Here is a 26,798-nt window from a genome sequence, read left to right as displayed (position 1 = left end):
CACGTGACCACTCGCAACGACCGCCACCTCACCCTCGACGCCCTGCGCGGCCTGATCGAGGGGGGCGAGGTCGACACGGTCGTCCTCGCCTTCACCGACATGCAGGGCCGGCTCCAGGGCAAGCGGCTGCACGGCCGCTACTTCCTCGACCACGTCGTCGGGCACGGCACCGAGGGGTGCAACTACCTCCTCGGCGTCGACGTCGACATGAACACCGTGTCGGGCTACGCGATGACCTCGTGGGAGCAGGGCTACGGCGACATGGAGTTCGTCATGGACGAGCAGACCATCCGGCTGCTCCCGTGGCTGCCGGCCACCGCGATGGTCCAGTGCGACCTCGAGTGGACCGACCACACGCCGGTGAGCGCGTCGCCGCGCGCGATCCTGGTCCGCCAGCTCGACCGGCTCGCCGAGCGCGGCTGGAAGGCGTACGCCGGCACCGAGCTCGAGCTCGTCGTCTACGAGGACACCTACGAGGAGGCGCGCCGCAAGGGCTACCGCGACCTCGTCCCGGCCAACGACTACAACGTCGACTACTCGATCCTCGGCACCACCAAGCTCGAACCGCTCCTGCGCGACATCCGCAACCACATGTACGCCGCGGGTCTCGACGTCGAGGGAGCCAAGGGCGAGTGCAACTTCGGCCAGCACGAGGTCGGCTTCCTCTACGCCGACGCGCTGACGACCGCCGACAACCACGTCGTCTACAAGAACGCGGCCAAGGAGATCGCCGCGCAGCACGGCAAGTCGGTGACCTTCATGGCGAAGCCCAACCAGCGCGAGGGCAGCTCCTGCCACATCCACCTCTCGCTGCGCGGCACCGACGGCGAGCTGGTGTTCTGGGACGAGGAGGCCGGAGGCCGCACGCCGCTCTACGACCAGTTCATCGCCGGCGTCCTCGCGACCGCCGCCGACTTCACGCTGCTGTTCGCCCCCAACGTCAACTCCTACAAGCGCTTCGCCGACGGGTCCTTCGCGCCGACGACGCTCGGGTGGGGCCTCGACAACCGCACGTGCGCGGTGCGCCTCGTGGGCCGCGGCGCCGGCGCGCGGATGGAGAACCGCATCCCCGGCGCCGACACCAACCCCTACCTCGCCCTCGCGGCGATGGTCGCGGGCGGGCTGCACGGCATCGAGAACGAGCTGGAGCTCGAGCCCGAGCTCACCGGCAACGCCTACGCCTCGGACAAGCCGCGCGTGCCGTCGACGATGGGCGCCGCGCGTGAGCTGTTCCACTCCTCCGAGGTGGTCCGGGCGGCCCTCGGTGACGACGTCGTCGACCACTACGCCAACATGGCCGACGTCGAGCTCGCCGCCTACAACGCCGCCGTCACCGACTGGGAGCTCGTCCGCGGCTTCGAGAGGTTGTGAGATGACCCTGCAGACCCACCCCCTGATCAACCCGGCCACCGGCGAGGAGATCGACTCCTCCCCCGCCCTCGCCACCCTCGACGACGCCGACGCCGCGATCCAGCGCGCCCACGACGCGTTCCCCGCGTGGCGCGACGTCGCGCCCGGCGAGCGCGCCCGGCTGCTGCGCGCGTTCGCCGCCGTGGTCGACGAGCACCTCGAGGAGCTCGCGCGGCTCGAGGTGCTCAACGCCGGCCACACCATCGGCAACGCCCGCTGGGAGGCCGGCAACGTCCGCGACTGCCTGAACTACTACTCCGCGGCGCCCGAGCGCCTCTTCGGCCGGCAGATCCCGGTGGCCGGCGGGACCGACCTGACCTTCCACGAGCCGCTCGGCGTGGTCGGGATCATCGTGCCCTGGAACTTCCCGATGCCGATCGCCGCGTGGGGCTTCGCGCCGGCGCTGGCGGCCGGCAACACCGTCGTCCTCAAGCCGGCCGAGCTCACCCCGCTCACCGCGATCCGGATCGGCGAGCTCGCCCGGCTGGCCGGCATCCCCGAGGGGGTGCTCACGGTCGTGCCCGGCAGGGGCTCCGTGGTGGGCCAGCGCTTCGTCACGCACCCCCTGGTCCGCAAGGTCTGCTTCACCGGGTCCACCGCGGTCGGCAAGCAGATCATGGCCGGCTGCGCCGACCAGGTGAAGCGGGTGACCCTCGAGCTCGGCGGCAAGAGCGCGAACATCGTCTTCGCCGACACCGACGTCGCCGCCGCGGCCGCCAGCGCGCCGTACGCCGTCTTCGACAACGCCGGGCAGGACTGCTGCGCACGGTCGCGGATCCTCGTCCAGCGCTCGGCCTACGACGAGTTCGTCGGACGCCTCGAGACCGCCGTCCGGGCGCTGCGCGTGATCGACCCGGCCGACGAGCAGAGCGAGATGGGCCCGATGGTCTCGGCCGGGCAGCGCGACGCCGTGCAGGCCTACGTCGACGGCGCGTCCGTCGCGTTCACCGGGAGCGCCCCCGACGGTCCCGGCTGGTGGCTGCCTCCGACGGTCGTCGAGTCCACCGACACCTCCGAGCCGATCTGGCGCGAGGAGGTCTTCGGGCCCGTCGTCGCGGTCATGGCCTTCGACGACGAGGACGAGGCGGTGGCGCTGGCCAACGACAGCGACTACGGCCTGTCCGGCTCGATCTTCACCTCCGACGTGGGTCGCGCGCTGCGGGTCGCCCGCCGGGTCGAGGCCGGCAACCTGTCGGTCAACAGCCACTCCTCGGTCCGCTACTGGACTCCGTTCGGCGGCTACAAGCAGTCCGGCCTCGGCCGCGAGCTCGGACCCGACGCGCCCGACGCGTTCACCGAGGAGAAGAACGTCTTCATCGCCCACTGACCACCGTTCACCACCCCCGCACGCACCACCCAGCAGAAAGAGGCAGACACCCATGGCAGGACGCATCGAGGGCCGCACGGCCGTCGTCACCGGCGGTTGCAGCGGCATCGGGCTCGCGACCGTGCGCCGCTTCGTCGAGGAGGGCGCGCGCGTGGTCATCGGCGACATCGACGACGCCGCGGGCCAGGCGCTGGCCGCCGAGCTCGGCGGTCCCGACGTGGTGACCTACGTCCACGTCGACGTCACCTCCAAGGAGGAGGTCGACGCCCTCTTCCGGACCGCCAAGGACACCTACGGGTCGGTCGACATCGCGTTCAACAACGCGGGCATCTCGCCGCCGGAGGACGACTCGATCCTCGACACCGACCTCGACGCGTGGCGCAAGGTGCAGGAGGTCAACCTCACCAGCGTCTACCTGTGCTGCAAGGCCGCGCTGCCCTACATGCTCGAGCAGAAGCGCGGCTCGATCATCAACACGGCCTCGTTCGTCGCCGTCATGGGTGCCGCGACCTCGCAGATCTCCTACTCCGCGTCCAAGGGCGGCGTGCTGTCGATGTCGCGCGAGCTGGGCGTGCAGTTCGCCCGCGAGGGCGTGCGGGTCAACGCGCTGTGCCCCGGGCCGGTCAACACGCCGCTGCTCAAGGAGCTCTTCGCCAGCGACGCCGAGCGCGCCGCGCGCCGCCTCGTCCACGTCCCGATGGGACGCTTCGGCGAGCCGGAGGAGATGGCCAACGCCGTGCTCTTCCTCGCCTCCGACGAGTCGAGCTTCATGACCGCCAACACCTTTCTCGTCGACGGTGGCATCTCCGGCGCCTACGTCACCCCGCTCTGAGGCAGCCGTGGACGCTCCCCTCGTCGGCCTGACGACCTACCGGCAGCACGCCGAGTGGGGCGTGTGGCGCACGTCCGCCGACCTGCTCCCGACGGAGTACGCCGCCTCGGTCGAGGCGGCGGGCGGCGTGCCGCTGCTGCTGCCACCCGTCGCGACGCCCGGCGCGGCGTCGCGGGTGGTGGCACGCCTCGACGCGCTGGTCGTCTCGGGCGGCGCCGACGTCGACCCGTCGCGCTACGCCGCCGAGCCGCACCCACGCACCGCCGGCTGGCAGCCCGAGCGGGACGCCTGGGAGCTGGCGCTGCTGGCGGCCGCCGACGAGGCCGGCCTGCCGGTGCTGGGGATCTGCCGCGGCATGCAGCTGATGGCGGTGCACGCCGGCGGCACCCTCGACCAGCACACGCCGGACCTCGTGGGGCACGAGGACCACTCGCCCGGCGGCGACGCGTACGGCACGGTCGCCGTGGCGACGACCGCCGGGTCGCGCCTCGCCGACCTCGTCGGCCCGCAGGTCGAGGTGAGCTGCCACCACCACCAGTCGGTCGCGACGCACCCCGGCTACGAGGCGGTGGCGCACGCCGCCGACGGGACGCTCGAGGCGATGGAGGCCACGGGCGAGCGCTGGTGCGTCGCGGTGCAGTGGCACCCCGAGACGCGCGTCGAGATCGGCCTGATGGCCGGCCTGGTGGCCGCCGCCCGGCAGCACGCCGGGCGGGCGGCCTCCTGAGCTCCGCCGCGGCTCAGGCCTGGGGGGACACCTCGTCGGCGAGCAGGTCCCAGTCACGGGGCGACTCGTCGTGCCGGGCGACCGGCACGACCATCACCGGGCCGTGGGCCGCGCGCAGCACGGTGCGGGCCAGCGAGCCGAGGTGCTCCCCCGGCCACAGGTGCGGGCCGCGGCGACCGAGGACCACCAGCGACGCCGAGCGCGACTCCTCGACCAGCACCTCGGGCGGGTACTGGTGGCGCACCTCCAGGGTGACCCGCACCCCCGGGTGCGCGGCGCCGAGAGCGGTGACCGCGGCCGCGAGCGCCTCCCGCCGGGTGTGGTTCCACTCCCCGGCAACGCGCGCGGTGATGATGTCGTCGTAGGCCGGGTCGAGCCGCCAGGCGTGCACCACGCGCAGGTCGGCGGCCGTGGCCTCGGCCCAGTCGTACGCCGCCGCGAGCACCGGACGGGGCAGGCCGCCCTCGTGCACGCCGACGACCACCTCGCCCGGCTCGTCGCCGACCGGCGCCTCCCAGTCGGCCGGCACCGAGACGACCGGGCAGTGCGCGTGGGTCGCCGTGCCGGTGACCGTCGAGCCGGTGAAGAGCCGACCGGCCGCGTGGTCGGTGCGGTGCTGGAGGACGACGACCCGCGCGCCGCGCGAGAGGTCGGCGAGCACCCGGGCGGGTGCGCCGGCCACGGTGATGCTCCGGAACCGGACCCGTCCCCCGGTGAGTCCGGCCAGCTCCTCCTCGACCTCCTTCACCACCCACTCCGCGACGTCGGCGGTCGCGGCGTAGGACACCAGCGCGGCCTGCGGCGGTGCCGGGAGCGCGGTGCGGAAGGCATGGACCAGCACGACCTCGAGCTCCTCGCGGCGCGCGACGGCGACCGCGAAGCGCAGTGCCGCGGTCTCCCGCCCGGGTCCCGTGACGCCGACGACGACGGCTCCCGCCGTCCCGGTCTCGACGAAGTCCGACGTGCTCATCGCGTCCTCCTCAGCGGCGGCGGGGGGCCCACCACCAGTCCCACCTCCACGGTGCTCCGGCGCCCGGGCGCCGGGCAGGGCCCTACGTCCTCACGCCGGCCGCGAAGGGCCCGACGAGGTGAGCAGGGGCGGGAAGAACCGCCCCGGGTCCTCGTCGTCCTCGTGCACCAGCGCCGCCGGCCCCACGATGAGCGGGTCGGGCGTGCCGACCAGCTCACGGTCCTTCTGCGGGTAGTCCATGCTCGAGAGCAGCACCCGCATCGCCTCGATGCGGGCGCGCTTCTTGTCGTTGGACTTGATGACCGTCCACGGCGCGTCGCCGGTGTCGGTGTGGAAGAACATCGCCTCCTTGGCCTCGGTGTAGGCCTCCCACTTGTCGAGGCTGGCCAGGTCGGTCGGCGAGAGCTTCCACTGCCGCACCGGGTCGGAGGACCGGGCGGCGAAGCGGGCCGCCTGCTCGGCGCGCGACACCGAGAACCACAGCTTCACCAGGTGGATGTCGGCATGGGTGAGCATCCGCTCGAAGTCGGGCACCTCGCGCATGAAGTTGAGGTACTCGACGGGCGTGCAGTAGCCCATCACGCGCTCCACCCCGGCGCGGTTGTACCAGGAGCGGTCGAACAGCACGATCTCCCCGGCGCTCGGCAGGTGCGCGACGTAGCGCTGGAAGTACCACTGCGACTGCTCGAGCGCGGTCGGCACGCTGAGCGCGACGATGCGGGCGCCGCGGGGGTTGAGGTGCTCCATGAACCGCTTGATCGCCCCACCCTTGCCGGCCGCGTCCCGACCCTCGAAGAGCACGGCCACCTTCTGCCCGGTGTCCTTGACGTGCGCCTGGAGCTTGAGCAGCTCGATCTGCAGCAGCCGCTTGGTGTGCTCGTACTCGCTGCGGCTGAGCTTCTTCTCGTACGGGTAGCCCTGCCGCCACGCAGGGACGCCCTCCGCGTCCGGCCGGTCGTCGGCCTCCTGGCCCTCGGGCCTCAGGTCGTCCTCGAGGTCGAGCAGCTCGTCCAGGTCCTCGGCGTGCCCGGGACCGCCGGGGCCGGAGGACGGAGGCTCGGGGGTGCGGTCACGGGAGTCCAGCGTCGACATGCCGTGAGGCTAGGCAGCGGCGAGCCCCCACCCCAGTGCCCAAGGGCACGTGGTCGGGGGCCCTTCGTCCCTGCCCCCCGGGGGTCGGACCGCAGGAGGCTGGGAGCAGCGGGGATGCACCCGAGGAGGAGCGATGAAGGCGCTGGTGGTCTACGAGTCGATGTTCGGCAACACCGAGCAGGTCGCGCGGGAGGTGGCCGCCGGACTCGCGGGGCGCGGCGTGGAGGTGGGCGTGGTCGTGGTGGGCGACGCCCCCACCGACCTGCCCGGGGACCTCGACCTGCTCGTGGTCGGTGCCCCCACGCACGCCTTCTCCCTCAGCCGACCCGCGACCCGGGCCGACGCCGTGCGCCAGGGAGCCGTCCCCGACCGTGCCGGTCCCGGTGTCCGGGAGTGGCTGGAGGGCCTGACCAGCCCGCAGTCGCACCCACCCCGGGTCGCCGCGTTCGACACGCGCGTCAGCTCGGTGCGCTGGCTGCCGCGGGCCGCCGGTCCGGCGATCGCCCGGCTCGCGCGGCGCCGGGGACTGCGGGTCGCCGACGCACCGACCGGCTTCCTGGTCACCGCGGTCGGCGGCCCGCTCGCCGACGGCGAGATCACCCGGGCCCGCGAGCTCGGCGAGCGGCTGGCCGACCTGCTGCCGGCCGAACCCGGGCCGGAGGGGGTGCCCCGATGACCGCCCGTCCCGCCGTGCCGGACCGCGTCGTCCGGCAGGTCGTCGGCGCCGCGTGCCTGGCACCGAGCGTGCACAACACCCAGCCGTGGCGCTGGCGCACCTCCGGGCGTGGCCTGGAGCTGCACGCCGACCGCAGGCGCCAGCTCGAGGTGGCCGACCCCCTGGGTCGCAACCTGGTCATCAGCTGCGGCGCCGCGCTGCACCACGCGACTGTCGCAGCCGCGGCGCTCGGGTGGGTCCCGACGGTCGAACGTCTCCCCGATCCCCGGCGAGCGGACCTGCTGGCCCGGATCACGCTCGAGGCCGGCCCTCCCCCACCGCACGGCGCCGAGACCCTCGACCTGCTGGCCCGACGCAGCACGGACCGCCGGCGCTTCACCTCCTGGCCCGTGCCCGAGGAGCGCCTGGAGCGGCTCGCCGCGGTGGCCAACGAGCAGGGCGCCCGCGCAGTCGCGCTCACCGAGGTGTCCGAGCGCTTCCGCGCCGAGCGGCTCGTGCTGCTCGCCGCCCAGCTCCAGCGCTCACGCCCGACCGCGCGTGCCGAGCAGGAGGAGTGGCTCGACCGCGGACCGGTGGACGGCATCCCGCGCGAGGCGCTGCCCGAGCCGAGCCACCGCGCCGGCGCGTACGCCCAGCGCTTCGACACCGCACCCCTGCACGCGGTCCCCGGCCCCGACCTGGAGTCCTCCGACGGGCTGGTGGTGCTGTTCGACGGCCAGGACGACCCGGCCGCGTGGCTGCGCGCCGGGGAGGGCCTCAGCGCGCTGTGGCTCGCCGCCACCGCGGACGGCCTGTCGGTGGTCCCGCTCAGCCAGCTCGTCGAGGTCCCGGAGACGCGGCGCGCCTTCCAGCACGACGTCCTCGGCGGGCTCGCGCACCCGCTCGTGCTGGTCCGGGTCGGATGGCAGGCGATCGGCCGCGACGACCTCGTCCGCACCCCGCGCCGCCCGCTCGACGACGTGCTCGAGACCGGCTGAGGACGGCCGTCCGGTCAGGCCCGCCGCGCCGCGCGCTCGCGCCGTCGCCGGAGCGCCGCGGGCAGCGTCAGCACGACGGCCAGCACGATCCCGACGAACATGCCGATCGAGTTGGCCGCCACGTCCCGCGGGTCCGACACCCGGCCGGGGATCTCGCGCTGGACGCTCTCGATCATCGAGGTGAGCACGATGCCGGCAGCCATCGCGACCAGCCAGAACCGGGTCCCGACGAGCAGCAGCAGGAACACACCGAGCGGCACGAACAGGCCGATGTTGGCGAGGAACTCGATGCGCTCCACGCTCAGCCGGCTGGTGAGCGGGTCGAGGTCGGGGTAGCGCTGGAGCCGCACCAGGATCCGCTCGGCCAGCCCCTGGTAGTCGGGCTGGTCGGAGCCCGGCGTGAGCGTCACGAGGGCGAGGAACCCGAGGTACGCGAGGGTCAGCAGGCTGAGGAACGGGTGGCGGTGCAGCACCCCGCCATCATCCCGGTCGGCCAAGGCGCTCAGCCGAAGGTGACCCCCGTGAGCTCCTCGGAGACCTCCCACAGCCGCGCTGCTTCGTCACTGCTGCGCAGCGGTCGCCACAGCGACTGCGCGCCCGGCGGTCCGCCGGCACTGCCCGGCCACTGCGGTCCGTAGAACCCGCCGTCGTCCCCGGCGGTCGCGGCGAGCAGGGCGGGGAGCCGGGCGGACTCGACCGTCCCCACGAGCAGCCCGCGCGCGGACAGCCACCGGATCACCCTCACCCCCGTGGTGTCGGCGCTCCTGCCGAGCTCGGGGCGCGCGGCCAGCAGGCTGGTCGGGGCGACGCCCGGGTGGGCGACGTTGCTCGTGACCCCCCAGCCCGCGGCCGCGCTGCGACGGCTGAGCTCGAGCCCGAACAGCCCGCAGGCGAGCTTCGACTGGCGGTAGGCCGCCATCGCGTCGTACGAGGTCTCCCAGTCGAGGTCGTCCCAGTGGATCGTCGCCCGGCGGGCCGCGATGCTCGCCTGGGAGGTCACGCGGGCTCGCCCGGCACGCAGCAGCGGCAGCAGCCGCCCGGTCAGCGCGAAGTGACCGAGGTGGTTGGTGCCGAGCTGGAGCTCGTGGCCGTCCGCGGTCGTCGCCCGCTCCGGGGGCGTCATCACGCCGGCGTTGTTGATCATCAGGTGGATCGGTCGGCCCTCCGCCACGAGCCGGTCGGCGAGAGCCTCGACCGACGCGAGCGAGGCGAGGTCGAGGTCGTGCAGCACCAGACGTGCCCCTGGCACCCGGTCGCGGATCGAGGTCACGGCCGCCTCGCCCTTGGCGCGGTTGCGGACGGGCAGGAGCACCTCGGCGCCGGCACCGGCGAGCGAGGCGGCCATGCCGAGGCCCATCCCGTCACTCGCGCCGGTGACGAGCGCGCGGCGCCCGGTCAGGTCGGGAAGGGGGAGGTCGTACGTCCTGGGCACGGTGGGTCTCCTCGGGTCGGTGTCCGCCCAGCGTGCCCGCCGCGCGGTCCCGTATCCACGGCCCGGCGATCCGTGGATACGGGCAGGTCGACCAGACAGGATGGCCGCATGATCGATCGCGCCGCGCTGGCCGACTTCCTGCGCCGACGCCGGGAGGCCCTGCAGCCCGAGGACGTCGGGCTCCCTCGCGGTCCGCGGCGCCGCACCCCCGGGCTGCGCCGCGAGGAGGTCGCCGCGCTCAGCCACATGTCGACCGACTTCTACTCGCGCCTCGAGCGCGAGCGCGGCCCGCAGCCGTCCGAGCAGATGGTCGCCTCGATCGCCCAAGGGCTCCACCTCTCGCTCGACGAGCGCGATCACCTGTTCCGCCTCGCCGGCCACCGCCCGCCGGTCCGGGAGGCGGCCGGCGACCACGTGTCCCCGGGCATGCTGCGGATCTTCGACCGGCTGGGCGACACGCCCGCCGAGATCGTCACCGAGCTCGGGGAGTCGCTGCGCCAGACGCCGCTCAGCGTCGCGCTCGTCGGCGATGCGAGCCGGTGGACCGGCCCGTCACGCAGCATCGGCTACCGGTGGTTCACCGAGCCGACCGCGCGGCTGATCCACCCGCCCGAGGACCACGACTTCTACTCCCGGATGTACGCCTCCGGCCTCCGCGCGGTCGTCGCCCTGCGCGGGCAGGACTCCCGCGCGGCCCACCTCGCCGCGCTGCTGGTCGAGCGCAGCGAGGAGTTCCGCGAGCGGTGGGCGGCGCACGAGGTCGGGATCCGGCCGCGGGAGGTCAAGCGCTACCTCCACCCGGCCGTCGGCCTGCTCGAGCTGAGCTGCCAGGTCGCCCTCGACCCGTTCCAGTCGCACTCGCTGCTCGTCCACACCGCGACCCCCGGCACGGTGAGCCACGAGCGGCTGCGGCTGCTGGGCGCCGTCGGCGCACCCTCGACCGGCTGAGCGTCGGTGGCGTCGGGGAGGCTGTCCTCGTGAGCCGCGTCCACCTCTCCCGCCTGCCCGGCGACCGGGTGCTGCTGACCGGCGACGGCACCGGCGGTGACGAGGAGGTCCTCGCCCTGGCCGACCTCCCGGCCCACGTCGCCGCGCGCGAGGCCGAGGGTCCTCGCTGGGTGTGGGACGACACCGCCCGCTGGTACCCGCTGCTCCTCGCCCACGGCGTACGGGTCGGCCGGTGCCACGACCTGCGGCTCGGGCACCACCTGCTCCGCCGCGCACCCGAGGTCGACCACGGCCTCCTCGACGGCCCGGACCGGCCGCTGTGGGACGGGCTGGGGCCGGTCGTCGCGGGCGACCCCGTGCTGTTCAGCGCCGACGCCACCGAGCACCTGCGCGCCGACGCCGAGGACGCCCGGCAGGTCGCCGCGGTCGACGCGTCCCCTGCGTCGGCGCGCCTCACCCTGCTGCTGGCCGCCGAGTCGGCCGGTGCCCTCGCGGCGGCGGAGATGACCCACGCCGGTGTGCCCTGGCGGGTGGACGTCCACCAGCGGATCCTCGCCGACCTGCTCGGACCGCGGCCTCCGCGGGGAGCGCGGCCGCTGCTGCTCGAGCGGGCCGCCGACGAGGTGCGCGAGATCCTCGGGAGCCCCGCGCTCAACCCCGACTCACGTCCCGACCTGATGACCGCGCTGCGCCGGGCCGAGGTCGACGTGCCGGACACCCGCGCCTCCACCCTCGGCCGCGTGGACCACCCGGTGGTCGAGCCCCTGCTGCGCTACAAGAAGCTCGCCCACCTGTTCCAGACGGTCGGCTGGGCGTGGAGCGACGAGTGGGTGTCTGCCGGCCGCTTCCGCCCGGTCTACCAGCCTGCCGGCTCGGCCACCGGGCGCTGGTCCTCCAACGGCGGTGGCGCGCTGTCGTTCCCCGCCGTCGTGCGGCCGGCCGCCGTCGCCGACGACGGCTGGGTGCTCGTCGCGGCCGACGTCGCCCAGCTCGAGCCCCGCGTCCTGGCCGGGATGAGCGGCGACACCGCCCTCGCCCGCGCGGCCCGCGGCGCCGACCTCTACCAGGGCATGGTCGACGACGGCGCGGTCACCTCGCGCCAGCACGCCAAGCTCGGCCTGCTCGGCGCGATGTACGGCGCGACCAGCGGCGAGAGCGGCCGGATGGTGGCCGACCTGAGCCGGCGCTACCCCCGCGCCTTCGGGCTGGTCGAGGAGGCCGCCCGGGTGGGCGAGCGCGGCCAGGTCGTGCGGACGCTGCTCGGCCGCGGCTGCCCGGCCCTCGGCGGCTCGTGGCGCGACGAGCCCGACGCACCGCCCGACGACCTCACCGACCTCGACCGCCGGCGCCGCGCCTACGGCCGCTTCACCCGCAACTTCGTCGTCCAGGGCACGGGCGCGGAGTGGGCCCTGTGCTGGGTGGCCGACCTGCGCAACCGGCTGTGGGCGCTCGGCGACGACGGTCCGGTGGAGGCCCGTCCGCACCTGGTGTTCTTCCTGCACGACGAGGTCGTGGTGCACGCGCCCGCCGAGCTGGCGGACGCGGTCGTCGCCGCCGTCCGGGACGCCGCGGACGGTGCCGCGAGGCTGCTGTTCCGCGACCTCCCCATCGACTTCCCGCTGTCGGTGTCGGTCGTGCGCTCCTACGCCGAGGCCGGCAAGGACGCCGGCAGGGACGCCGGGGAGAACGCCACCCCTGTGGGCGAGCAGCGAGCGTGAGATCCGTCTCGGCGTCAGCGGGGAACCCGCGTCCCGGTTTGCTTGACGCCAAGATTCTTGATCTGGTCGAGGGATGGCCATCGACACGGACCACCCACACGAGCTCCCCGTCCCCGACGAGGTGCACCCCGCCCTCGACGCGGCGATCGAGCCCTCCCCCGCCCCCGAGCGCGGCCTCGACAAGGTCGTCTTCGGCGTCACGGCGCTGATCAGCATCGCGTTCCTGACATGGGGCTTCGTCAGCACCGGAAGCCTCGCCGACGCCTCCGCGAGCGGCCTGTCCTGGGTCATGGGCAACACCGGCTGGCTGTTCGTCCTGACCTCCAGCGCGTTCGTCGTCTTCGTGATCTGGCTGGCGCTCGGCAAGTTCGGCAACATCCCGCTCGGTCGCGACGACGAGGAGCCGGAGTTCCGCACGGTGTCGTGGATCGCGATGATGTTCAGCGCCGGCATGGGCATCGGCCTGATGTTCTACGGCGTCAGCGAGCCGATCACCCACTTCGTGACGCCGCCGCCCGGCACGGGTGAGGCCGGCAACGCCGAGGCCGCGCAGACCGCGATGGCCACGACGATGTTCCACTGGACGCTGCACCCGTGGGCCATCTACGCCGTCGTCGGCCTGTCCGTCGCGTACGGCGTCTACCGCAAGGGCCGCCTCCAGCTGATCAGCTCGGCCTTCGAGCCGATCCTCGGCCGCCACGCCCACGGCGTGGGCGGCAAGGCGATCGACATGTTCGCGATCTTCGCGACCCTCTTCGGCTCGGCCACCTCGCTCGGCCTCGGCGCCCTGCAGATCGAGTCGGGCCTCCAGATCGTCGCCGGCATCGGCGACACCGGCAACGCGGTGCTCGTCGGCATCATCGCCGTGCTCACCGCCGCCTTCGTGCTCTCCGCCGTGTCCGGCGTCGCCAAGGGCATCCAGTGGCTCTCCAACATCAACATGGTGCTCGCGGTCGCGCTCGCGCTCTTCGTGTTCGTCGTCGGCCCGACGGTCTTCATGCTCAACCTGGTCCCGACCTCGATCGGCTCCTACGTGGCCGACCTCCCGATGATGGCCGCGCGCACCGCCGCCGAGGGCGAGGAGACCAGCGACTGGCTGTCCAGCTGGACCGTCTTCTACTGGGCGTGGTGGCTGTCGTGGACGCCGTTCGTCGGCATGTTCATCGCGCGCATCTCGCGCGGTCGCACCATCCGCCAGTTCGTCACCGGTGTCCTGCTCGTCCCGAGCCTGGTGAGCGTGGTCTGGTTCTGCATCTTCGGCGGCGCGGCCATCGACCTGCAGAAGAACGGCACCGACATCGCGGGCGCCGGCGGCCTGGAGAACCAGCTCTTCAGCACCCTCGAGGTCTACCCCCTCGCGACCGTCTCGAGCATCGTCGTGATGGTCCTGGTCGGGATCTTCTTCGTCTCGGGCGCCGACGCCGCCTCGATCGTGATGGGCACCCTGTCCGAGCGCGGGACCACGCACCCGAGCCGCCCGACCGTGATCTTCTGGGGCGTCGCGACCGGCGCCGTCGCGGCCGTGATGCTCCTCGTCGGCGGCGCCGACGCGCTGACCGGCCTGCAGACGATCACCGTCATCGCGGCCCTGCCGTTCGTGGTGATCATGGTCGGCCTCGCGGCCGCGCTGGTGAAGGACCTCGGCCAGGACCCGATGGTGGTGCGCCGCCAGTACGCCATCGAGGCCGTCGAGGCCGCCGTCATCACCGGTGTCACCGAGCACGGCGACGACTTCGTCATCTCGGTCCAGAAGGACCCCGAGGCCTGACCGGGACAGGGAGCGGTCACCGTAGGGTCGTGCCCATGATCGCTCCCCTCCGCGTCGGCTTCGTCACCGGCGCGACCCCCGACAAGTGGGCGCGCCACTGGCGCGAGCGGCGCCCCGAGACGCTGCACCTGGTGCCGACGACCGAGGCCGACCAGACCGACGGGGTGCGCGACGGAAGCCTCGACATGGCGCTCGTCCGGCTCCCCGTCGACCGCGACGGGCTGCACTGCGTCCGCCTCTACGACGAGGTGCAGGTCGCCGTCGCGTCCCGCGACCACATGCTGGCCGCGGCCGACGACGAGGTCACCACTGCCGACCTGGTCGACGAGCAGCTCGTCCGACCGCACCCCAGCGGCTGGACGCCGGACGCCGAGCAGCTCGACTGGCCCCCGATGACCGAGCAGGAGGCCGTGGAGACGGTCGCCGCCGGCACGGGCGTCGTGATCCTCCCGATGTCGGTGGCCCGCCTGCACCAGCGCAAGGACGTCGTCACCCGGGTCGTCGCCGACCTCGAGCCCACCACCATGGCGCTGGTGTGGCTCGTCGAGCGCGACGACGAGGTGACGCAGGCGTTCGTCGGCGTCACCAAGGGGCGTACCGCCAACACGTCGCGCTGACCCGGGGGGCGGTGGGGCGTGCTTCAGCGATCCCCGGCTGACCGGGGATCGCTGAACTTGTCAGGCCGTGCACGCCCTGACAAGTTCAGCGAGAGCCTGACCGATACCTGCCCAGGGGCGTACGCCGGCGGCTCGGGCGCGCTCCTGCGGCTCAGCCGTCGCCGAGGTACTGCCCCGCGACGATCAGGCCGACCATCACCACCAGCACCGGGAGCAGCGTCCAGAAGTAGCGGGTGTCGATCCACTTCTTCCTCGCGTCGGGGTCCCAGGGACCCTGCGGGTCGTGGCTGCCGGGGTTGACGATCATGTGGCCATCCTCACACGGACCGGCCGCGGAGCCTTCAGAGCTCGGTCGCGAGCCACTCCCCGAGGACGACCGCCGAGGCGGCCACCAGCCTCGGCCAGTCGAGCGCCGACTCGTCGGCGGCGTCGGACACGTGCTTGACCAGGCGCACGGGGACGCCCGCCTGCTGCGCGGCATAGGCGACGGCGTAGCCCTCCATGTCGACGAGGTGGGCGCGCGCGGCGAGGGCGTCGCGCACGACCGGGTCGCTCACGAAGACGTCGCCGGTGGCGAGGACGACGTCGGACGCGCCGACCTCGAGCCGCTCCTGCGGGTCGTGGCCGAGCGCGCGGACCACGTCGGCGCTCAGGTCGTGGTTGAGCACGGTGCCAGGCTCGAAGAGTCCGGCCAGGCCCGGACGCAGCGCGCCGGCGGTGCCGATGTTGACGACCGTCATGCCGGCGAGGTCGTCGTACGCCGCCAGGGCGCGTGCGGTCGCGGCCGCCGCGGCGGTCTTGCCCATGCCGGTGATGACGAGCGGCAGGTCGGGCGGGACGTGCGCGGCCTCCGCGGTCGTCGCGGAGACGACCAGGACCTGCCGGCTCACTCGGCGTCCCGGTGCTTGCCGCGGCGGGAGTGCGGGGTGGCGAGGACCGCCTCGACGCGGTTCTGGTCGTAGGTCTCGCCGAGCCATTCGAAGAGCCCGCGCAGCACGTCCGGGTCGGCGACGTAGTCGTCGTAGTGCACCCGGTGGACCGCGTCGCCGAGCCCCTCCGCCGCGGCGAGCATCTTCTGCTCGATCGCGGTCACCTGGGCGAGCGGGTCGTCCTTGTGGGTCCAGTAGTTGCTGGCCGCGACGTCCTCGAGATTGCGGGTGTTGAGCACGAACCGGGCGCCCGGGAAGACCTGCTGGAGGAACGCGAGGTAGTCCGGGAGGTCCGCGTCGTACCAGCGGATCTCCTTGTAGCCGCTGACCCGGGTGTCGTGCTCGGGCCGCAGCAGGGTCGCCTCGGCCAGCGTCCGGATGTGCTGGAGCGACGCCACCTCGGGGAAGCCCTCGATGCCGAACCACGGGTGGGTCGGCTGGCTCGCCCGGGCAGGGTCGACGCGGTCGCGCTCGGCGAGGCCGGTGCGGTGGAAGTCGTAGAGGTGACGCATCGCGTGGCGGTTCTCGCCCCGGATCAGCCAGCCGGGGATCGAGTTCAGGATGCCCATGAGGAGGGTCGAGCCCGACCGCCCGTAGGTCATCACGAAGACGTGCTGGAGCTCGCGCGTGCTCATCGGGCCACCACCCTCACCACGACCGCTCGAGCGGACGGCCCTCGTGGAAGCCGGCGGCGGACTGGAGGCCGACGAGGGCGTTGTCGTGCAGCTCGGCGAGGGTGCTCGCCCCCGCATAGGTGCACGACGAGCGCACGCCGGAGCAGATCTGGTCGATCAGGTCCTCGACGCCGGGACGCTGCGGGTCGAGGTACATCCGCGAGGACGAGATGCCCTCCTCGTAGAGGCCCTTGCGCGCCCGGTCGTAGGACGACTCGCCGGCCGTGCGGTTGGCGACCGCGCGCGCCGACGCCATGCCGAACGAGACCTTGAACGGCCGGCCGTCGGCGTCGTGCATCAGGTCGCCGGGCGACTCGTGGGTCCCGGCGAACCACGACCCGATCATCACCGACGACGCGCCGGCGGCCAGCGCCAGGGCGACGTCGCGCGGGTGACGCACTCCCCCGTCGGCCCACACGTGCCTGCCCAGCTCGCGGGCGGCGGTGGCGCACTCGAGGACGGCGGAGAACTGCGGCCGCCCGACGCCGGTCATCATCCGGGTGGTGCACATCGCGCCCGGTCCGACGCCGACCTTGACGATGTCCGCACCTGCCTCGACGAGCGCGCGCGTCCCCTCGGCCGACACGACGTTGCCGGCCGCGACCGGCACGGTGGGCGAGAGCGCGCGTACGGCCCGGAGCGCCTGCACCATCCGGTCCTGGTGGCCGTGGGCGGTGTCGACGACCAGGCAGTCGACGCCGGCCGCCAGGAGCTGCTCGGCCCGCTCGGACACCTCGCCGTTGACGCCGACGGCCGCCGCGATGCGCAGCCCGCCCGCCGCGTCGAGCGCGGGCGTGTAGAGCGTCGCGCGGAGGGCGCCGAGCCGGGTCAGCACGCCGACCAGCTCGCCGGCCTCGGAGACCGCGACGGCCAGGGGCGCCTTGGCGCGCTCGATGGCGTCGTAGACCTCGCGCGGGTCGGTGCCGGTCGAGACCGTGACGACGTCGCGGTTCATCACCGAGCCGACCTGGGCGAAGCGGTCGACGTCGGCGCAGTCGGCCTCGGACACCACGCCGACCGGACGGCCGTCCTCGACGACGACGGCCGCGCGGTGGGCGCGCTTGGGGATCAGCGAGAGCGCCTCGGCGACCGTCTGGTCGGGGCGCAGCTCGATCGGGGTGTCGAACACGTGGTGGCGCTGCTTGACCCACGCGACGACGTCGGCGACCACCGGGATCGGGATGTCCTGCGGGATGACCGTGAGGCCGCCTCGCCGGGCGACCGTCTCGGCCATCCGCTTGCCGGCGATCGCCGTCATGTTGGCCACGACGAGGGGCAGCGTGGCGCCGGTCCCGTCGGAGGTGGCGAGGTCGACGTCGTAGCGGCTCGCGACCGCGGAGTGCCGCGGCACCATGAACACGTCGTCGTACGTCAGGTCGTGGGGCGGCGTCGCGCCGTCGAGGAACTGCACGTGGCGTGACTCTACGCGGAGCCGCCCACCGTGCCCGGCAGCTCCGGGGGCCGCAGGCCCACGTCGGCCAGCTCCAGGGCCGCGAGGGCGCGCACGACCTCCGGATCCCTGGCGCGCCACGCGCCGGCCGGGTCGTCGCTGACCCGTGCGAGGACGTGCATCGGCTGGTGGGCCAGGGCCCGCAGGGCGAAGAGGTCGAGGTCGTCCTGCGCGTCGATGAAGCGTGCTCCCGCCGTCGCCTCGCGCACGAAGCGCCACCGGGCGGGCAGGTGGAGGGCACAGACCACCAGGATCGGGATGAGCGCGACCGCGAGCCCGAGCAGCAGCGCCAGCCGCTCGACGGCGTCGGCGGTGTCGCGCCCGGCCGACGCGAGGCCGTTCGACGCGTCGGCCGCCTTGTCGAACGGCACGGCCAGCTCGTCGCCGACCAGCGGCGCCCCGCCGAGCCGCTCGCCGGCGTCGCGCAGCTGCTCGGCCATCGAGGTCGCGGCCGACTCGGTCTGGCGCCCGGGTCCTGCGAGCTCGACGGTGGCGTCGTGGACGGCGTTGCCCGCCCAGACCCAGAGCACCAGCCACGCGACGAGGACGAGGTCGGCCACCACCTGGCGCGTGCGGCGGGCCGGTGAGTCGGCGTAGAGCTTCATGCTCCTCACCCTTGCAGAGGCTCGGCGGCGTGCTGGAGCGCCGCCCAGGTCCGGTCGATGTCGGCCGCGGTCGTGCGCCAGCTGCCCACCGCGACGCGGATCGCGGCGCGCCCCTCGACGGTCGTGTGGCTGAGGTAGGCCTCGCCCGAGGCGTTGACGGCCTCCATCGCGGCCAGCGTCTGCTCGTCGCCCGCGCGGAGCCGGAGCACCACCAGGGACAGCGACGGCTCGGTCACCAGCTCGAAGCGGTCGTCGGCCGCGACGTGGTCGGCGACCCGCTGCGCCAGCTCGACGCCGGACCGGACGTGGGCGCGCAGCCCCTCCAGCCCGTAGGTCCGGAGCACGGCCCAGAGCTTGAGGGCACGGAAGCGTCGTCCGAGCTGGGGGTGCCAGTCCCGGTAGTCCACGACGGCGCCCGACTCGGTCGCGGCGTTGCGGAGGTACTCCGGCAGGATCGAGAGCGCCCCCGTCAGCGCCGCGCGGTCGCGCACCCAGAAGGTGCTGCAGTCGAAGGTCGTCAGCAGCCACTTGTGCGGGTTGGTGACGAAGGAGTCGACGTCCTCCACGCCCCGCAGGTGGCCGCGCAGCTCGGGGCAGACGGCGGCGACCCCCGCCCAGGCGGCGTCGACGTGGACCCACAGGTCGTCGTGCTCGCGCGCGACCTCCACGACGGCCGCGACGTCGTCGGTCGCGCCGGTGGAGGTGGACCCGGACGCGACGTGCACCATGACCGGGCGCCGGCCGGCCGCGACGTCCGCCGCGACGGCCTCGCGCAGCGCGTCGACGTCCATCGCCTGGGTGGCTGGGTCGACGCCGACCGCGCGCACCGCGTCCTCCCCCAGACCGGCCATCATCGCCGCCTTCACCAGCGACGAGTGCGCCTGCGTGGAGCCGTAGACCGTCCACTGGCCGGCACCGACGCCATGACGCCGTACGTCACCTCCGCTGGCGCGGTGCAGGGCGGCGAGCAGCGCGGTCAGCGTCGCGGTGGACGCGGTGTCCTGGATGACGCCGCCACCGGGGCCGTCGCTGCGGAACGCGGTCGGCAGGCCGAGCGCCTCGGCGAACCAGTCGAGCACCACCTGCTCGACCTCGGTCACCGCCGGGCTGGTCGCCCAGATCATCCCCTGCGCGCCGATGCCGCTCGAGAGCAGGTCGCCGAGGATCGCCGCCGGCGACGAGTTGGCCGGGAAGTAGGCGAGGAACCGCGGGTGCTGCCAGTGGGTGAGGCCCGGCACCACCACGCGGTCGAGGTCGGCGAGCAGCGCGTCGAACGACTCGCCCTCCTCGGGCGCGGACGCCGGCAGCAGCGCCCGTACGTCGCCCGGCGCGACCTGCGAGCGCACCGGCAGGTCGTCGAGCGACGCCCAGTAGTCGGCGATCCAGTCGATCGCCGCGTGGCCCTGGCGGCGGAACTCCTCGGGCGACATGTGTCCGGGTGCGCTCTCTGGCATGGCCCGAACGTACCGGTCGCGTCAGGTGCGCGTACTCAGCGCGGATCGGGTAGCGCGACAGGTCCGCGCGACGTCCTCCCCGAGCAGGCTTCTGCCATGCCCTCCAAGACCGACACCACCGCCAAGAACACCGCCGCCTTCGCCCTGCAGGCCACCATCTCGTTCGGTGCCTCGCTCTTCGCCATGCTGGTCGCGATCTACTTCATGGACGCCGACCCGTGGATCAAGGGCTTCCTCGCCCTCGGCACGCTCTACCTGACGACCTCGACCTTCACCCTCGCGAAGGTCGTGCGCGACCAGCAGGAGGACGCGCGGGTCTTCCACCGCATCGACCAGGCCCGCGTCGACAAGCTCCTCGCCGAGCACGACCCCTTCAAGTCCGTCTCCTGACCACGCGCTGACGCCCCTCCCGGTCCTCCGGGAGGGGCGTCGTCGTGCGTCAGCGCAGCTGGCTGCTCGTCAGCCCGAGCAACCGGCGCGCGACGATCAGCTGCTGGATCTGCTGCGTCCCCTCGAAGATGTCGAGGATCTTGGAGTCGCGCGCCCACTTCTCCAGCAGCTCGGACTCGCTGTAGCCGAGGGTGCCGCACAGCTCGACGCAGGAGAGCGTGACGTCGGACCCGACGCGGCCGGCCTTCGCCTTGGCCATCGACGCCTCCAGCGAGTTGGGCCTGCGGTTGTCGGCCATCCACGCCGCCTGCATCATCAGCAGCTGCGCACCCTCCCAGTCGGCCTCGAGGCGCAGGAAGGTCGCGGCGGCCGCGCTCTGCAGGTGCGCGGGTCGGTCGTGGTCGACCGTGACGCCGGCCTGCTCGAGCAGGTCGCGGGTGAGGTCGAGCGACGCGCGGGCGCAGCCGACCGCCATGCCGGCCACGAGCGGCCGGGTGTTGTCGAAGGTCGCCATCGCCCCCGCGAAGCCGGACTTCACGTCGATCTCCGGCGAGCCGAGAAGATCCTCGGCCGGCACCCGGCAGTCGGTGAAGGTGATCGCGGCCGTGTCGGAGGCGCGGATGCCGAGCTTGTGCTCGAGCCGCTCGACCTTCAGCCCCGGGTTGTCCTTGCGGACCAGGAACGACTTGATCGCGGCCCGCCCGAGCTCCTTGTCGAGGGTCGCCCACACCACGACGCTGTCCGCGCGGTCGCCCGAGGTGACGTAGATCTTCTCGCCGTTGATGACGTAGTCGTCCCCGTCCTTCACCGCGGTGGTGGTGATGCTGGCCGAGTCGGAGCCGGTCCCGGGCTCGGTGATGGCCATCGCGGCCCACGTGCCCCGGTAGCGCTCGAGCTGCTCCTCGGTCGCCACGGAGGCGATCGCGGAGTTGCCGAGCCCCTGGCGCGGCATCGACAGCAGCAGCGCGGTGTCGCCCCAGCACATCTCGGCGATCGACAGCACGGAGGCGAGGTTGGTGCCGTTGCGCACCCGACCGTCGTCGGGCCCGTCCTCGCGTCGTACGCCGCCCGCTCCGGCGCCGCTGCTGGCGCCCGACTCGGACACGCCGTCGATCAGCGCGGCCAGCATGTCGAGCTCCTTGGGGTAGGTGTGCTCGGCGCGGTCGTAGCGGCGCGAGATCGGCCGCAGCATGTTCATCGCCAGCTGGTGGGCCTGGTCGATGAGCGTGGCGTGCTTCCTCGGGGTCTCCAGGTTGATCATCAGACGAGCACCGCACCTTCCATGACTCCGATGGCCCGCAGGTCGCGGTACCACCGTTCGACCGGGTGTTCCTTCACGAAGCCGTGGCCGCCGAGGAGCTGGACCCCGTCGAGGCCGATCCGCATCCCCTTCTCGGCGCACAGCTGGCGGGCGAGCCCCACGGCGCGGGCGACGTCGTCGCCGCGGGCGGCGCGGCTCGCCGCCTTCCAGGTCAGCAGCCGCATGGCCTGGAGCTCGATGGCGATGTCGGCGACCATGAAGGCGACCGACTGGCGGTGGCTGATGGGTTCGCCGAACGCCTCGCGCTCGTTGACGTAGTCCTTCACGTAGTCGAGCACCGCCTGGGCGGTGCCGACGGCCAGCGCGCACCACGCGAGCCGCGACAGCCGCACGCACTCGGTGTGGGCGCGCCCGTCGGTGTCGCCGAGCAGCGCGTCACCCGGAACGCGTACGCCGTCGAGGTGCAGGCGCGACAGGCTCGCCGCGCGCAGGCCCATCGACGGGTCCGCCTCGACCTCGAGCCCCGCCGCGCCGGACTCGACGAGGAACAGGGCCGGTGTGCCGTCGAGGGCGGCGGAGACCACGAACAGCTCGGCCTCCGCGCCGCGCACGACGCCGGACTTCACCCCGTCCAGCACGAACCCGTCGCCGTCGCGGGTCGCGGTGGTGGCGGGCGCGGACGCGTCGAACAGCACCCGCGGCTCCGCCAGGCAGAGCGCGGCGGCCGGGACGTCGTCGCCGGCGAACGCCGGCAGGTAGGTCTGCTGCTGGGCGTCGGTGCCCCAGAGGCCGAGCGCGGTCGCCACGGCACCGGGTGCGAGCGAGGCGACCGCGAGGCCCATGTCGCCGCGCGCGAGCGCCTCGGCGACCAGCGTGCCCGCCATCGCGGACCGCTCCTCCATGATGCCGCCGAGCGACTCGGGCACCCCGAGGACCGGGAGGCCGACCTCCCGGGTGGCGGCGAGCACCTCCGGCGGAGCCGCGCAGGCGTCGTCGGCCGCCGCGGCGGCAGGGCGCAGCACCTCGTCGGCCAGCTCGGTGACCACGTCGACGAGCATCTGCTCGTCCTCGGTCGGGGTGAGGTCGAAGACACCGCGCGACGCGGCGGCCGCAGGACGTGCGCCGGGCGAGCGTCCGCCGGCGCGGGCGAAGGTCCGCCCGGCCGCCGTCGCGACGCGGAAACCGTCGCGCGTGGTGACGTAGACGGCCCGCTCGGCCTGCCGGCGGAGACCGACGCGGTCGATCAGGTCGCTCTGCGCGAGCCGGTTGACCGCTGCGACGGCGTAGCCGATGGGGTCGCGGCTCTCCCGGGAGGACAGCCCGTGGCGACCGCCGGGCCGGAGACTGCTGAGGAGGGACATGGTGTCAATGTAACTCTGAGTTACAGACTCCACCAGAGGGGCGTACGTGGTGCGGGTCACCCCACCCCCGCTCGCTACGATCGTCCGCATGCCCGACGAGCCGACCGCCCCCGCCGACGACGCCCGGGCTCCCCACGGCCCCCTGCCCACCGGCGGCACCGTCCGTCCGATCACCCGCTGGGGCACGCCCGTGATGCACGCCGCGCAGCAGCAGGTGACGACCTACGACGACGCGCTGGCCGCCCTGGCCGCCGACATGGTCGCCACGATGTACGCCGCGGACGGCGTCGGCCTCGCCGCCTGCCAGGTCGGCGAGGACGTCGCGATGTTCGTCTTCGACTGCCCCGACGACGAGGGGGTGCGCACGGTCGGGCTGGTGTGCAACCCGGTCCTGACTCTGCCCGAGGGACGCGAGCGCCGCCTCGACGACGACGACGAGGGCTGCCTGTCCTTCCCCGGCTCCTTCGAGCCCTGCCCGCGACCGGACTGGGCGCGGGTCGACGGCACCGGCCTCGACGGCGAGCCGGTCTCCTTCGAGGGCACCGGGCTGCTCGCCCGGTGCCTCCAGCACGAGACCGACCACACCCTCGGCACGGTCTTCGGTGACCGGCTGTCGGCGAAGTCACGCAAGCGACTGACGAAGAAGCACGACGCCGCGGCCGAGGACTACCCGCTGTCGTGGCCCGCCGAGCAGACCGGCTGACCGCGGGCATGAACGACCTGCGCATCACCCGTGAGAACGCGCGCTTCCAGCAGTGGGAGGCGCTGCTGACCAACCGGTCGAAGCGGCACCGCAACCGGGAGTTCCTCGTCCAGGGCGTCCGGCCCGTCACCCGGGCGGTGGCCGAGGGCTGGACCGTGCGCCAGCTGCTGCGTGCCGACGACTCGACGTCCGCATGGGCCGAGGAGATGTGGGCCTCGACCGACGCCGAGCGCGTCGTGCTCGCACCGCAGCTCCACGCCCGGCTCAGCGGCAAGGACGGCGCCGAGCTGGTCGCGGTCGTCGAGATGCCCGACGACGGGGTCGCCCGCCTCGGCGACTCGGCGCGCCCGCACGGGCCGGTCGTCGTCTTCGACCGCCCGACCAGCCCCGGCAACATCGGGACCCTGGCCCGGTCGGCCGACGCGTTCGGCGCCTCGGCGCTGGTCGTCACCGGGCACGCCGCCGACCCCTACGACCCCCAGTCCGTGCGGGCCAGCACCGGATCGCTCTTCGCGCTGACGGTGCTGCGCGTCCCGGGCCCCGGCCCGGTCGTGGAGCACGCCCACGCCCACGGCTACCGCATCGTCGGCACCGACGAGGAGGGCACAGACCTCGGCTCGGTCGACCTGGCCGGCCGGGTCGTGGTCGTGGTGGGCAACGAGACCCACGGGCTGTCCTCGGCGTGGCGGGCGGTCTGCGACGACGTCGCGAGCATCGCGATGGTCGGGTCCGCGTCGTCGCTCAACGCCGCCGTGGCGGGCTCGCTGGTCCTCCACGAAGCGCTGCGGCAGCGCGGCTGACGGGCGGGAGATGGAAGCCGTCCTCGACTGGGTCGTCCTGGTCATGCGCACGATCGGCTCGCCCGGCGTCGGCCTGGCGACCGCCCTGGAGACCGTGTTCCCGCCGGTGCCCAGCGAGCTGGTGCTCCCGCTCGCGGGCTACACGGCCAGCCAGGGCCACTACGGCCTGGTCGCGGCGATCGCCTGGGCGACGGCCGGCTCGCTCGTGGGGGCCCTGGTGCTCTACTGGCTCGGCGCCGCGTGGGGGCTGGAGCGGATCTGCCGGCTCGCCGACCGGATCCCGCTGGTGCACGCCGACGACGTACGCCGTGCGGTGGCGTGGTTCGGGGCGCACGGCCGGTCCGCGGTGTTCCTGGGCCGGCTGGTCCCGGGGGTGCGCAGCCTGGTGTCGATCCCGGCGGGGGTCGACCGGATGCCGCTGCCCACGTTCTGCCTCTACACCACCCTCGGCAGCCTGCTCTGGAACGCGGCGCTGATCCTGGCCGGCTACGAGCTCGGCGCGCAGTGGCACGTGGTGGAGGGCTACGTCGGGCCGGCCAGCAACGTGGTCTACGTCCTGGTCGCGGTCGTGCTGGTCGTGGTCGCCGCGCGGCGGCTGCGGCACAAGGTCAGCGGCGGGCGGCGGCGTAGCACGCCACCGCAGTAGCGGCGGCGACGTTGAGCGAGTCGATGCCGGCGCGCATGGGGATGATCGCGCGGCGGTCGGCCGACGCCTCCCAGCGGCCGGACAGGCCGTGGCCCTCGGAGCCGAGCACGAGCGCCAGCCGGTCGACGCCCGCCAACGCCTCCTCGATCGGCACCGAGTCGGTCGACAGCGTCAGCGCGACGGTGGTGAAGCCGCGACGCGAGAGGTCCGGCAGCGCGTCGTACCAGTCGGTCAGTCGCGTCCACGGGGTCGTGAACACCGCCCCCATGCCGACCTTCACCGCCCGGCGGTAGAGCGGGTCGGCGCACCGCGGCGCCAGCAGCACCGCGTCGAAGCCGAGGGCCGCGCCGGAGCGGAAGATCGCGCCCACGTTGGTGTGGTCCACGAGGTCCTCGAGGACCAGCACCGAGCGGGCACCCTCCAGCACCTCGTCGACGGACGGCAGCACCCGGCGCTCCAGCGACGCGAGCGCCCCCCGGTGCACGTGGAAGCCGGTGACCTGCTCGATCAGCTGCTCGGACAGCACGTAGCAGGGGGCGTCCCCGTCGCCGATCACGTCGCCGAGCCCGTCGAGCCAGCGCGGGGCCATCAGGAACGAGCGGGGCCGGTGGCCGGCCTCGACCGCCCGGCGGACGACCTTCTCGCCCTCGGCGAGGAACAGCCCGTGCTCGGCCTCGAGCGACTTGCGCAGCTCCACGTCGCGCAGGTCGCGGTAGTCGGCGAGGCGGGGGTCGTCCGGGTCGTCGATCTCGATGGTGCGGAGCGGGTCAGCCACGCCCGTAGTGTGCCGGACGGGCCACCGCGACCACGTCGCCGACCACGATGATCGCCGGCGGCACCACCTCGTGCGCGACCAGGTCGTCGGCGAGGTCGCCGAGCGTGGTGAGCACCGTGCGCTCGGTGGGCATGGTGCCGTCGACGACCACCGCGACCGGCGTCGTGGCCGGCCGGCCACCCGCGACGAGGACGTCCGCGATGGCGGCGGCGTTGTCGACCGCCATCAGCAGGACCACCGTGCCGCGCATCCGCGCCACGGCGTCCCACGCGACGAGGGACTCCGGGTGGCCGGGCGGAAGGTGCCCCGAGACGACCGTGAACTCGTGGGCCACGCCGCGGTGGGTGACCGGGATGCCGACCCGGGCCGGGACGGCGATCGCGGACGTGAGGCCCGGGACCACCGTCACCGGCACGTCGGCCTCGAGGCAGGCCAGGACCTCCTCGTAGCCGCGGCCGAAGACGAAGGAGTCGCCGCCCTTGAAGCGGACGACGCGCTTGCCGGCCCGCGCCCGGTCCACGATGACCTCGTTGATCCGCTCCTGGGTGGCCGAGCGGCCGCGCGGCAGCTTGGCGACGTCGACGAGCTCGACGTGGGGGCCGAGCCCGTCGAGGAGCTCGCGCGGCGCGAGCCGGTCGGCGACGACGACGTCGGCCGACGCGAGGGCGTGGCGGGCCGCGACGGTGGCGAGCTCCGGCTCCCCCGGACCGCCACCCACGAGGACCACCCCCGGCGTGCGGTCGTGGGCGTCGGTGGCGCTCAGGTCGCCGTCGCGCAGCGCGGTGACGATCTCGTCGCGCAGCGCGGCGGACTTCCGCGGCTCCCGGTTGCCGAGCACACCGACGGTCACGCTGCCGTGGTGGCCGACTGCCGGGGTCCAGGCGCTGCCGCTGCGGGCGTCGTCGGCGCGGACGCAGAAGGTGTGGCGGGCCTCCGCGGCCGCGACCACCCGGGCGTTCACGTCGGGGTCGTCGGTCGCCGCGACGACGTACCACGCACCGTCGAGGTCGCTCTCGACGAACTCGCGCAGCTCGAGGTTGAGCTCGCCGGCCAGTCCCTCGAGGGCGGGCGTCACCTCGGGGCTCACCAGCGTGACGCGGGCTCCGGTGGCGAGGAAGGAGGGGACCCGCCGCTGCGCCACGTGCCCGCCGCCGACGACGACGACCTTGCGCCCCGCCAGCACCAGCCCGGCCAGGTAGGGGCGGGCGGGTCCGGCGTCGGCGTGCTCGTCGGTCATGGGTCCAGTGTCTCTGGCC

28 protein-coding genes are annotated in these 26,798 nt (G+C 73.8%); 14 read left to right on the top strand and 14 right to left on the bottom strand.

Annotation, left to right across the window (positions count from 1 at the left end; translation table 11 throughout):
* The first annotated feature begins 3 nt into the window (after window positions 1–3).
* Genes KDN32_RS08945 through KDN32_RS08930 form a run of 4 tightly spaced genes read left to right on the top strand, consistent with a single transcriptional unit; the run spans window position 4 to window position 4,296 of the window.
* Window positions 4–1,371, top strand: coding sequence for a glutamine synthetase family protein (locus KDN32_RS08945; protein ID WP_307853870.1), 1,368 nt, complete (start codon window positions 4–6; stop codon window positions 1,369–1,371).
* 1 nt (window position 1,372) lies between these two features.
* Window positions 1,373–2,737 (top strand): aldehyde dehydrogenase family protein, encoded by a 1,365-nt coding sequence (locus tag KDN32_RS08940; protein ID WP_211731652.1) that lies wholly within the window; start codon window positions 1,373–1,375, stop codon window positions 2,735–2,737.
* 52 nt (window positions 2,738–2,789) lie between these two features.
* Window positions 2,790–3,569, top strand: a complete 780-nt coding sequence (locus KDN32_RS08935; protein WP_211731651.1) for a 3-oxoacyl-ACP reductase — start codon at window positions 2,790–2,792, stop codon at window positions 3,567–3,569.
* Between the two features lie 7 nt (window positions 3,570–3,576).
* Window positions 3,577–4,296, top strand: a complete 720-nt coding sequence (locus tag KDN32_RS08930) for a gamma-glutamyl-gamma-aminobutyrate hydrolase family protein (protein ID WP_211731650.1) — start codon at window positions 3,577–3,579, stop codon at window positions 4,294–4,296.
* Window positions 4,297–4,309: 13 nt separating this feature from the next.
* Here KDN32_RS08930 and KDN32_RS08925 read toward each other — a convergent pair whose 3' ends face one another.
* Window positions 4,310–5,266, bottom strand: coding sequence for a universal stress protein (locus KDN32_RS08925; RefSeq protein WP_211731649.1), 957 nt, complete (start codon window positions 5,264–5,266; stop codon window positions 4,310–4,312).
* 90 nt (window positions 5,267–5,356) lie between these two features.
* Window positions 5,357–6,358, bottom strand: coding sequence for a polyphosphate kinase 2 (gene ppk2, locus KDN32_RS08920; RefSeq protein ID WP_211731648.1), 1,002 nt, complete (start codon window positions 6,356–6,358; stop codon window positions 5,357–5,359).
* A 133-nt stretch (window positions 6,359–6,491) separates the two neighbouring features.
* On the opposite strand from ppk2, the gene KDN32_RS08915 reads away from it, so the two are divergent.
* Window positions 6,492–7,034, top strand: a complete 543-nt coding sequence (locus tag KDN32_RS08915) for a flavodoxin family protein (protein WP_211731647.1) — start codon at window positions 6,492–6,494, stop codon at window positions 7,032–7,034.
* Window positions 7,031–8,011 (top strand): Acg family FMN-binding oxidoreductase, encoded by a 981-nt coding sequence (locus KDN32_RS08910; protein WP_211731646.1) that lies wholly within the window; start codon window positions 7,031–7,033, stop codon window positions 8,009–8,011. Before KDN32_RS08915 ends, KDN32_RS08910 begins: the two co-directional genes overlap by 4 nt.
* A gap of 14 nt (window positions 8,012–8,025) precedes the next feature.
* Here KDN32_RS08910 and KDN32_RS08905 read toward each other — a convergent pair whose 3' ends face one another.
* Both KDN32_RS08905 and KDN32_RS08900 read right to left on the bottom strand, forming a co-directional pair.
* Window positions 8,026–8,484, bottom strand: a complete 459-nt coding sequence (locus KDN32_RS08905; RefSeq protein WP_211731645.1) for a VanZ family protein — start codon at window positions 8,482–8,484, stop codon at window positions 8,026–8,028.
* A 29-nt stretch (window positions 8,485–8,513) separates the two neighbouring features.
* Entirely contained in the window at window positions 8,514–9,443 is a 930-nt protein-coding gene (locus KDN32_RS08900) for an SDR family oxidoreductase (RefSeq protein ID WP_211731644.1), read from the bottom strand.
* 108 nt (window positions 9,444–9,551) lie between these two features.
* Here KDN32_RS08900 and KDN32_RS08895 point away from each other — a divergent pair, with 108 nt between their 5' ends.
* From KDN32_RS08895 to KDN32_RS08880, 4 genes are all read left to right on the top strand, one after another.
* The gene (locus KDN32_RS08895) at window positions 9,552–10,391 is read left to right on the top strand and encodes a helix-turn-helix transcriptional regulator (RefSeq protein ID WP_249216392.1); all 840 of its coding nucleotides are present in this window, start codon (window positions 9,552–9,554) and stop codon (window positions 10,389–10,391) included.
* A 29-nt stretch (window positions 10,392–10,420) separates the two neighbouring features.
* The gene (locus KDN32_RS08890) at window positions 10,421–12,109 is read left to right on the top strand and encodes a bifunctional 3'-5' exonuclease/DNA polymerase (protein ID WP_211731643.1); all 1,689 of its coding nucleotides are present in this window, start codon (window positions 10,421–10,423) and stop codon (window positions 12,107–12,109) included.
* A 73-nt stretch (window positions 12,110–12,182) separates the two neighbouring features.
* Window positions 12,183–13,877 carry a BCCT family transporter gene (locus KDN32_RS08885; RefSeq protein ID WP_211731642.1) on the top strand — a complete coding sequence of 565 codons (1,695 nt, stop codon included), beginning with the start codon at window positions 12,183–12,185 and terminating at the stop codon, window positions 13,875–13,877.
* Window positions 13,878–13,912: 35 nt separating this feature from the next.
* Window positions 13,913–14,494 carry a LysR family substrate-binding domain-containing protein gene (locus KDN32_RS08880; protein ID WP_211731641.1) on the top strand — a complete coding sequence of 194 codons (582 nt, stop codon included), beginning with the start codon at window positions 13,913–13,915 and terminating at the stop codon, window positions 14,492–14,494.
* A 151-nt stretch (window positions 14,495–14,645) separates the two neighbouring features.
* Here the strand turns inward: KDN32_RS08880 and KDN32_RS08875 are convergent, their stop codons facing one another.
* The 6 genes from KDN32_RS08875 to KDN32_RS08850 are packed head-to-tail and all read right to left on the bottom strand — an operon-like array spanning window position 14,646 to window position 19,606.
* A complete protein-coding gene (locus tag KDN32_RS08875; RefSeq protein ID WP_211731640.1) occupies window positions 14,646–14,801 on the bottom strand; it encodes a hypothetical protein in 156 nt (51 codons plus the stop codon).
* A 34-nt stretch (window positions 14,802–14,835) separates the two neighbouring features.
* On the bottom strand, window positions 14,836–15,384 hold the full coding sequence (locus KDN32_RS08870; protein ID WP_307853867.1) for a nucleosidase: 549 nt from the start codon (window positions 15,382–15,384) through the stop codon (window positions 14,836–14,838).
* Window positions 15,381–16,058: a sulfotransferase gene (locus KDN32_RS08865; RefSeq protein WP_211731638.1), complete on the bottom strand. Its 678-nt coding sequence runs from the start codon at window positions 16,056–16,058 to the stop codon at window positions 15,381–15,383. The genes KDN32_RS08870 and KDN32_RS08865 overlap by 4 nt, the downstream gene beginning before the upstream one ends.
* Window positions 16,059–16,071: 13 nt before the next feature.
* Window positions 16,072–17,508, bottom strand: a complete 1,437-nt coding sequence (locus KDN32_RS08860; protein WP_211731637.1) for a GuaB1 family IMP dehydrogenase-related protein — start codon at window positions 17,506–17,508, stop codon at window positions 16,072–16,074.
* An 11-nt stretch (window positions 17,509–17,519) separates the two neighbouring features.
* On the bottom strand, window positions 17,520–18,152 hold the full coding sequence (locus tag KDN32_RS08855; protein WP_211731636.1) for a hypothetical protein: 633 nt from the start codon (window positions 18,150–18,152) through the stop codon (window positions 17,520–17,522).
* Window positions 18,153–18,157: 5 nt separating this feature from the next.
* Window positions 18,158–19,606 (bottom strand): pyridoxal phosphate-dependent decarboxylase family protein, encoded by a 1,449-nt coding sequence (locus tag KDN32_RS08850; RefSeq protein WP_211731635.1) that lies wholly within the window; start codon window positions 19,604–19,606, stop codon window positions 18,158–18,160.
* A 96-nt stretch (window positions 19,607–19,702) separates the two neighbouring features.
* Between KDN32_RS08850 and KDN32_RS08845 the strand changes: the two genes are divergently transcribed.
* The gene (locus tag KDN32_RS08845) at window positions 19,703–19,996 is read left to right on the top strand and encodes a YiaA/YiaB family inner membrane protein (protein ID WP_211731634.1); all 294 of its coding nucleotides are present in this window, start codon (window positions 19,703–19,705) and stop codon (window positions 19,994–19,996) included.
* Window positions 19,997–20,045: 49 nt separating this feature from the next.
* Here the strand turns inward: KDN32_RS08845 and KDN32_RS08840 are convergent, their stop codons facing one another.
* Window positions 20,046–21,257, bottom strand: a complete 1,212-nt coding sequence (locus KDN32_RS08840) for an acyl-CoA dehydrogenase family protein (protein WP_211731633.1) — start codon at window positions 21,255–21,257, stop codon at window positions 20,046–20,048.
* Complete coding sequence (locus tag KDN32_RS08835) at window positions 21,257–22,618, bottom strand: acyl-CoA dehydrogenase family protein (protein ID WP_211731632.1); 1,362 nt, start codon at window positions 22,616–22,618, stop codon at window positions 21,257–21,259. The genes KDN32_RS08840 and KDN32_RS08835 overlap by 1 nt, the downstream gene beginning before the upstream one ends.
* Before the next feature lie 88 nt (window positions 22,619–22,706).
* Between KDN32_RS08835 and def the strand changes: the two genes are divergently transcribed.
* From def to KDN32_RS08820, 3 genes are read left to right on the top strand one after another with little or no spacing between them, the layout of a single operon-like run.
* Complete coding sequence (gene def, locus KDN32_RS08830) at window positions 22,707–23,321, top strand: peptide deformylase (protein WP_211731631.1); 615 nt, start codon at window positions 22,707–22,709, stop codon at window positions 23,319–23,321.
* On the top strand, window positions 23,297–24,121 hold the full coding sequence (locus tag KDN32_RS08825) for a TrmH family RNA methyltransferase (protein WP_307853866.1): 825 nt from the start codon (window positions 23,297–23,299) through the stop codon (window positions 24,119–24,121). Before def ends, KDN32_RS08825 begins: the two co-directional genes overlap by 25 nt.
* A 10-nt stretch (window positions 24,122–24,131) precedes the next feature.
* Window positions 24,132–24,767: a DedA family protein gene (locus KDN32_RS08820; protein ID WP_211731630.1), complete on the top strand. Its 636-nt coding sequence runs from the start codon at window positions 24,132–24,134 to the stop codon at window positions 24,765–24,767.
* Here the strand turns inward: KDN32_RS08820 and KDN32_RS08815 are convergent.
* Together KDN32_RS08815 and cobA are read right to left on the bottom strand one after the other, a co-directional pair.
* A complete protein-coding gene (locus KDN32_RS08815) occupies window positions 24,730–25,542 on the bottom strand; it encodes a TrmH family RNA methyltransferase (RefSeq protein WP_211731629.1) in 813 nt (270 codons plus the stop codon). The genes KDN32_RS08820 and KDN32_RS08815 overlap by 38 nt on opposite strands.
* Window positions 25,535–26,779, bottom strand: coding sequence for a uroporphyrinogen-III C-methyltransferase (gene cobA / locus KDN32_RS08810; RefSeq protein WP_211731628.1), 1,245 nt, complete (start codon window positions 26,777–26,779; stop codon window positions 25,535–25,537). The genes KDN32_RS08815 and cobA overlap by 8 nt, the downstream gene beginning before the upstream one ends.
* Window positions 26,780–26,798 lie beyond the last annotated feature (19 nt).

It is taken from the genome of Nocardioides palaemonis (assembly GCF_018275325.1).
Lineage (GTDB): Bacteria > Actinomycetota > Actinomycetes > Propionibacteriales > Nocardioidaceae > Nocardioides > Nocardioides palaemonis.
The sequence above is the reverse complement of the archived record's forward strand: the minus strand, read 5'-3'. Positions and strand labels throughout refer to the sequence as shown.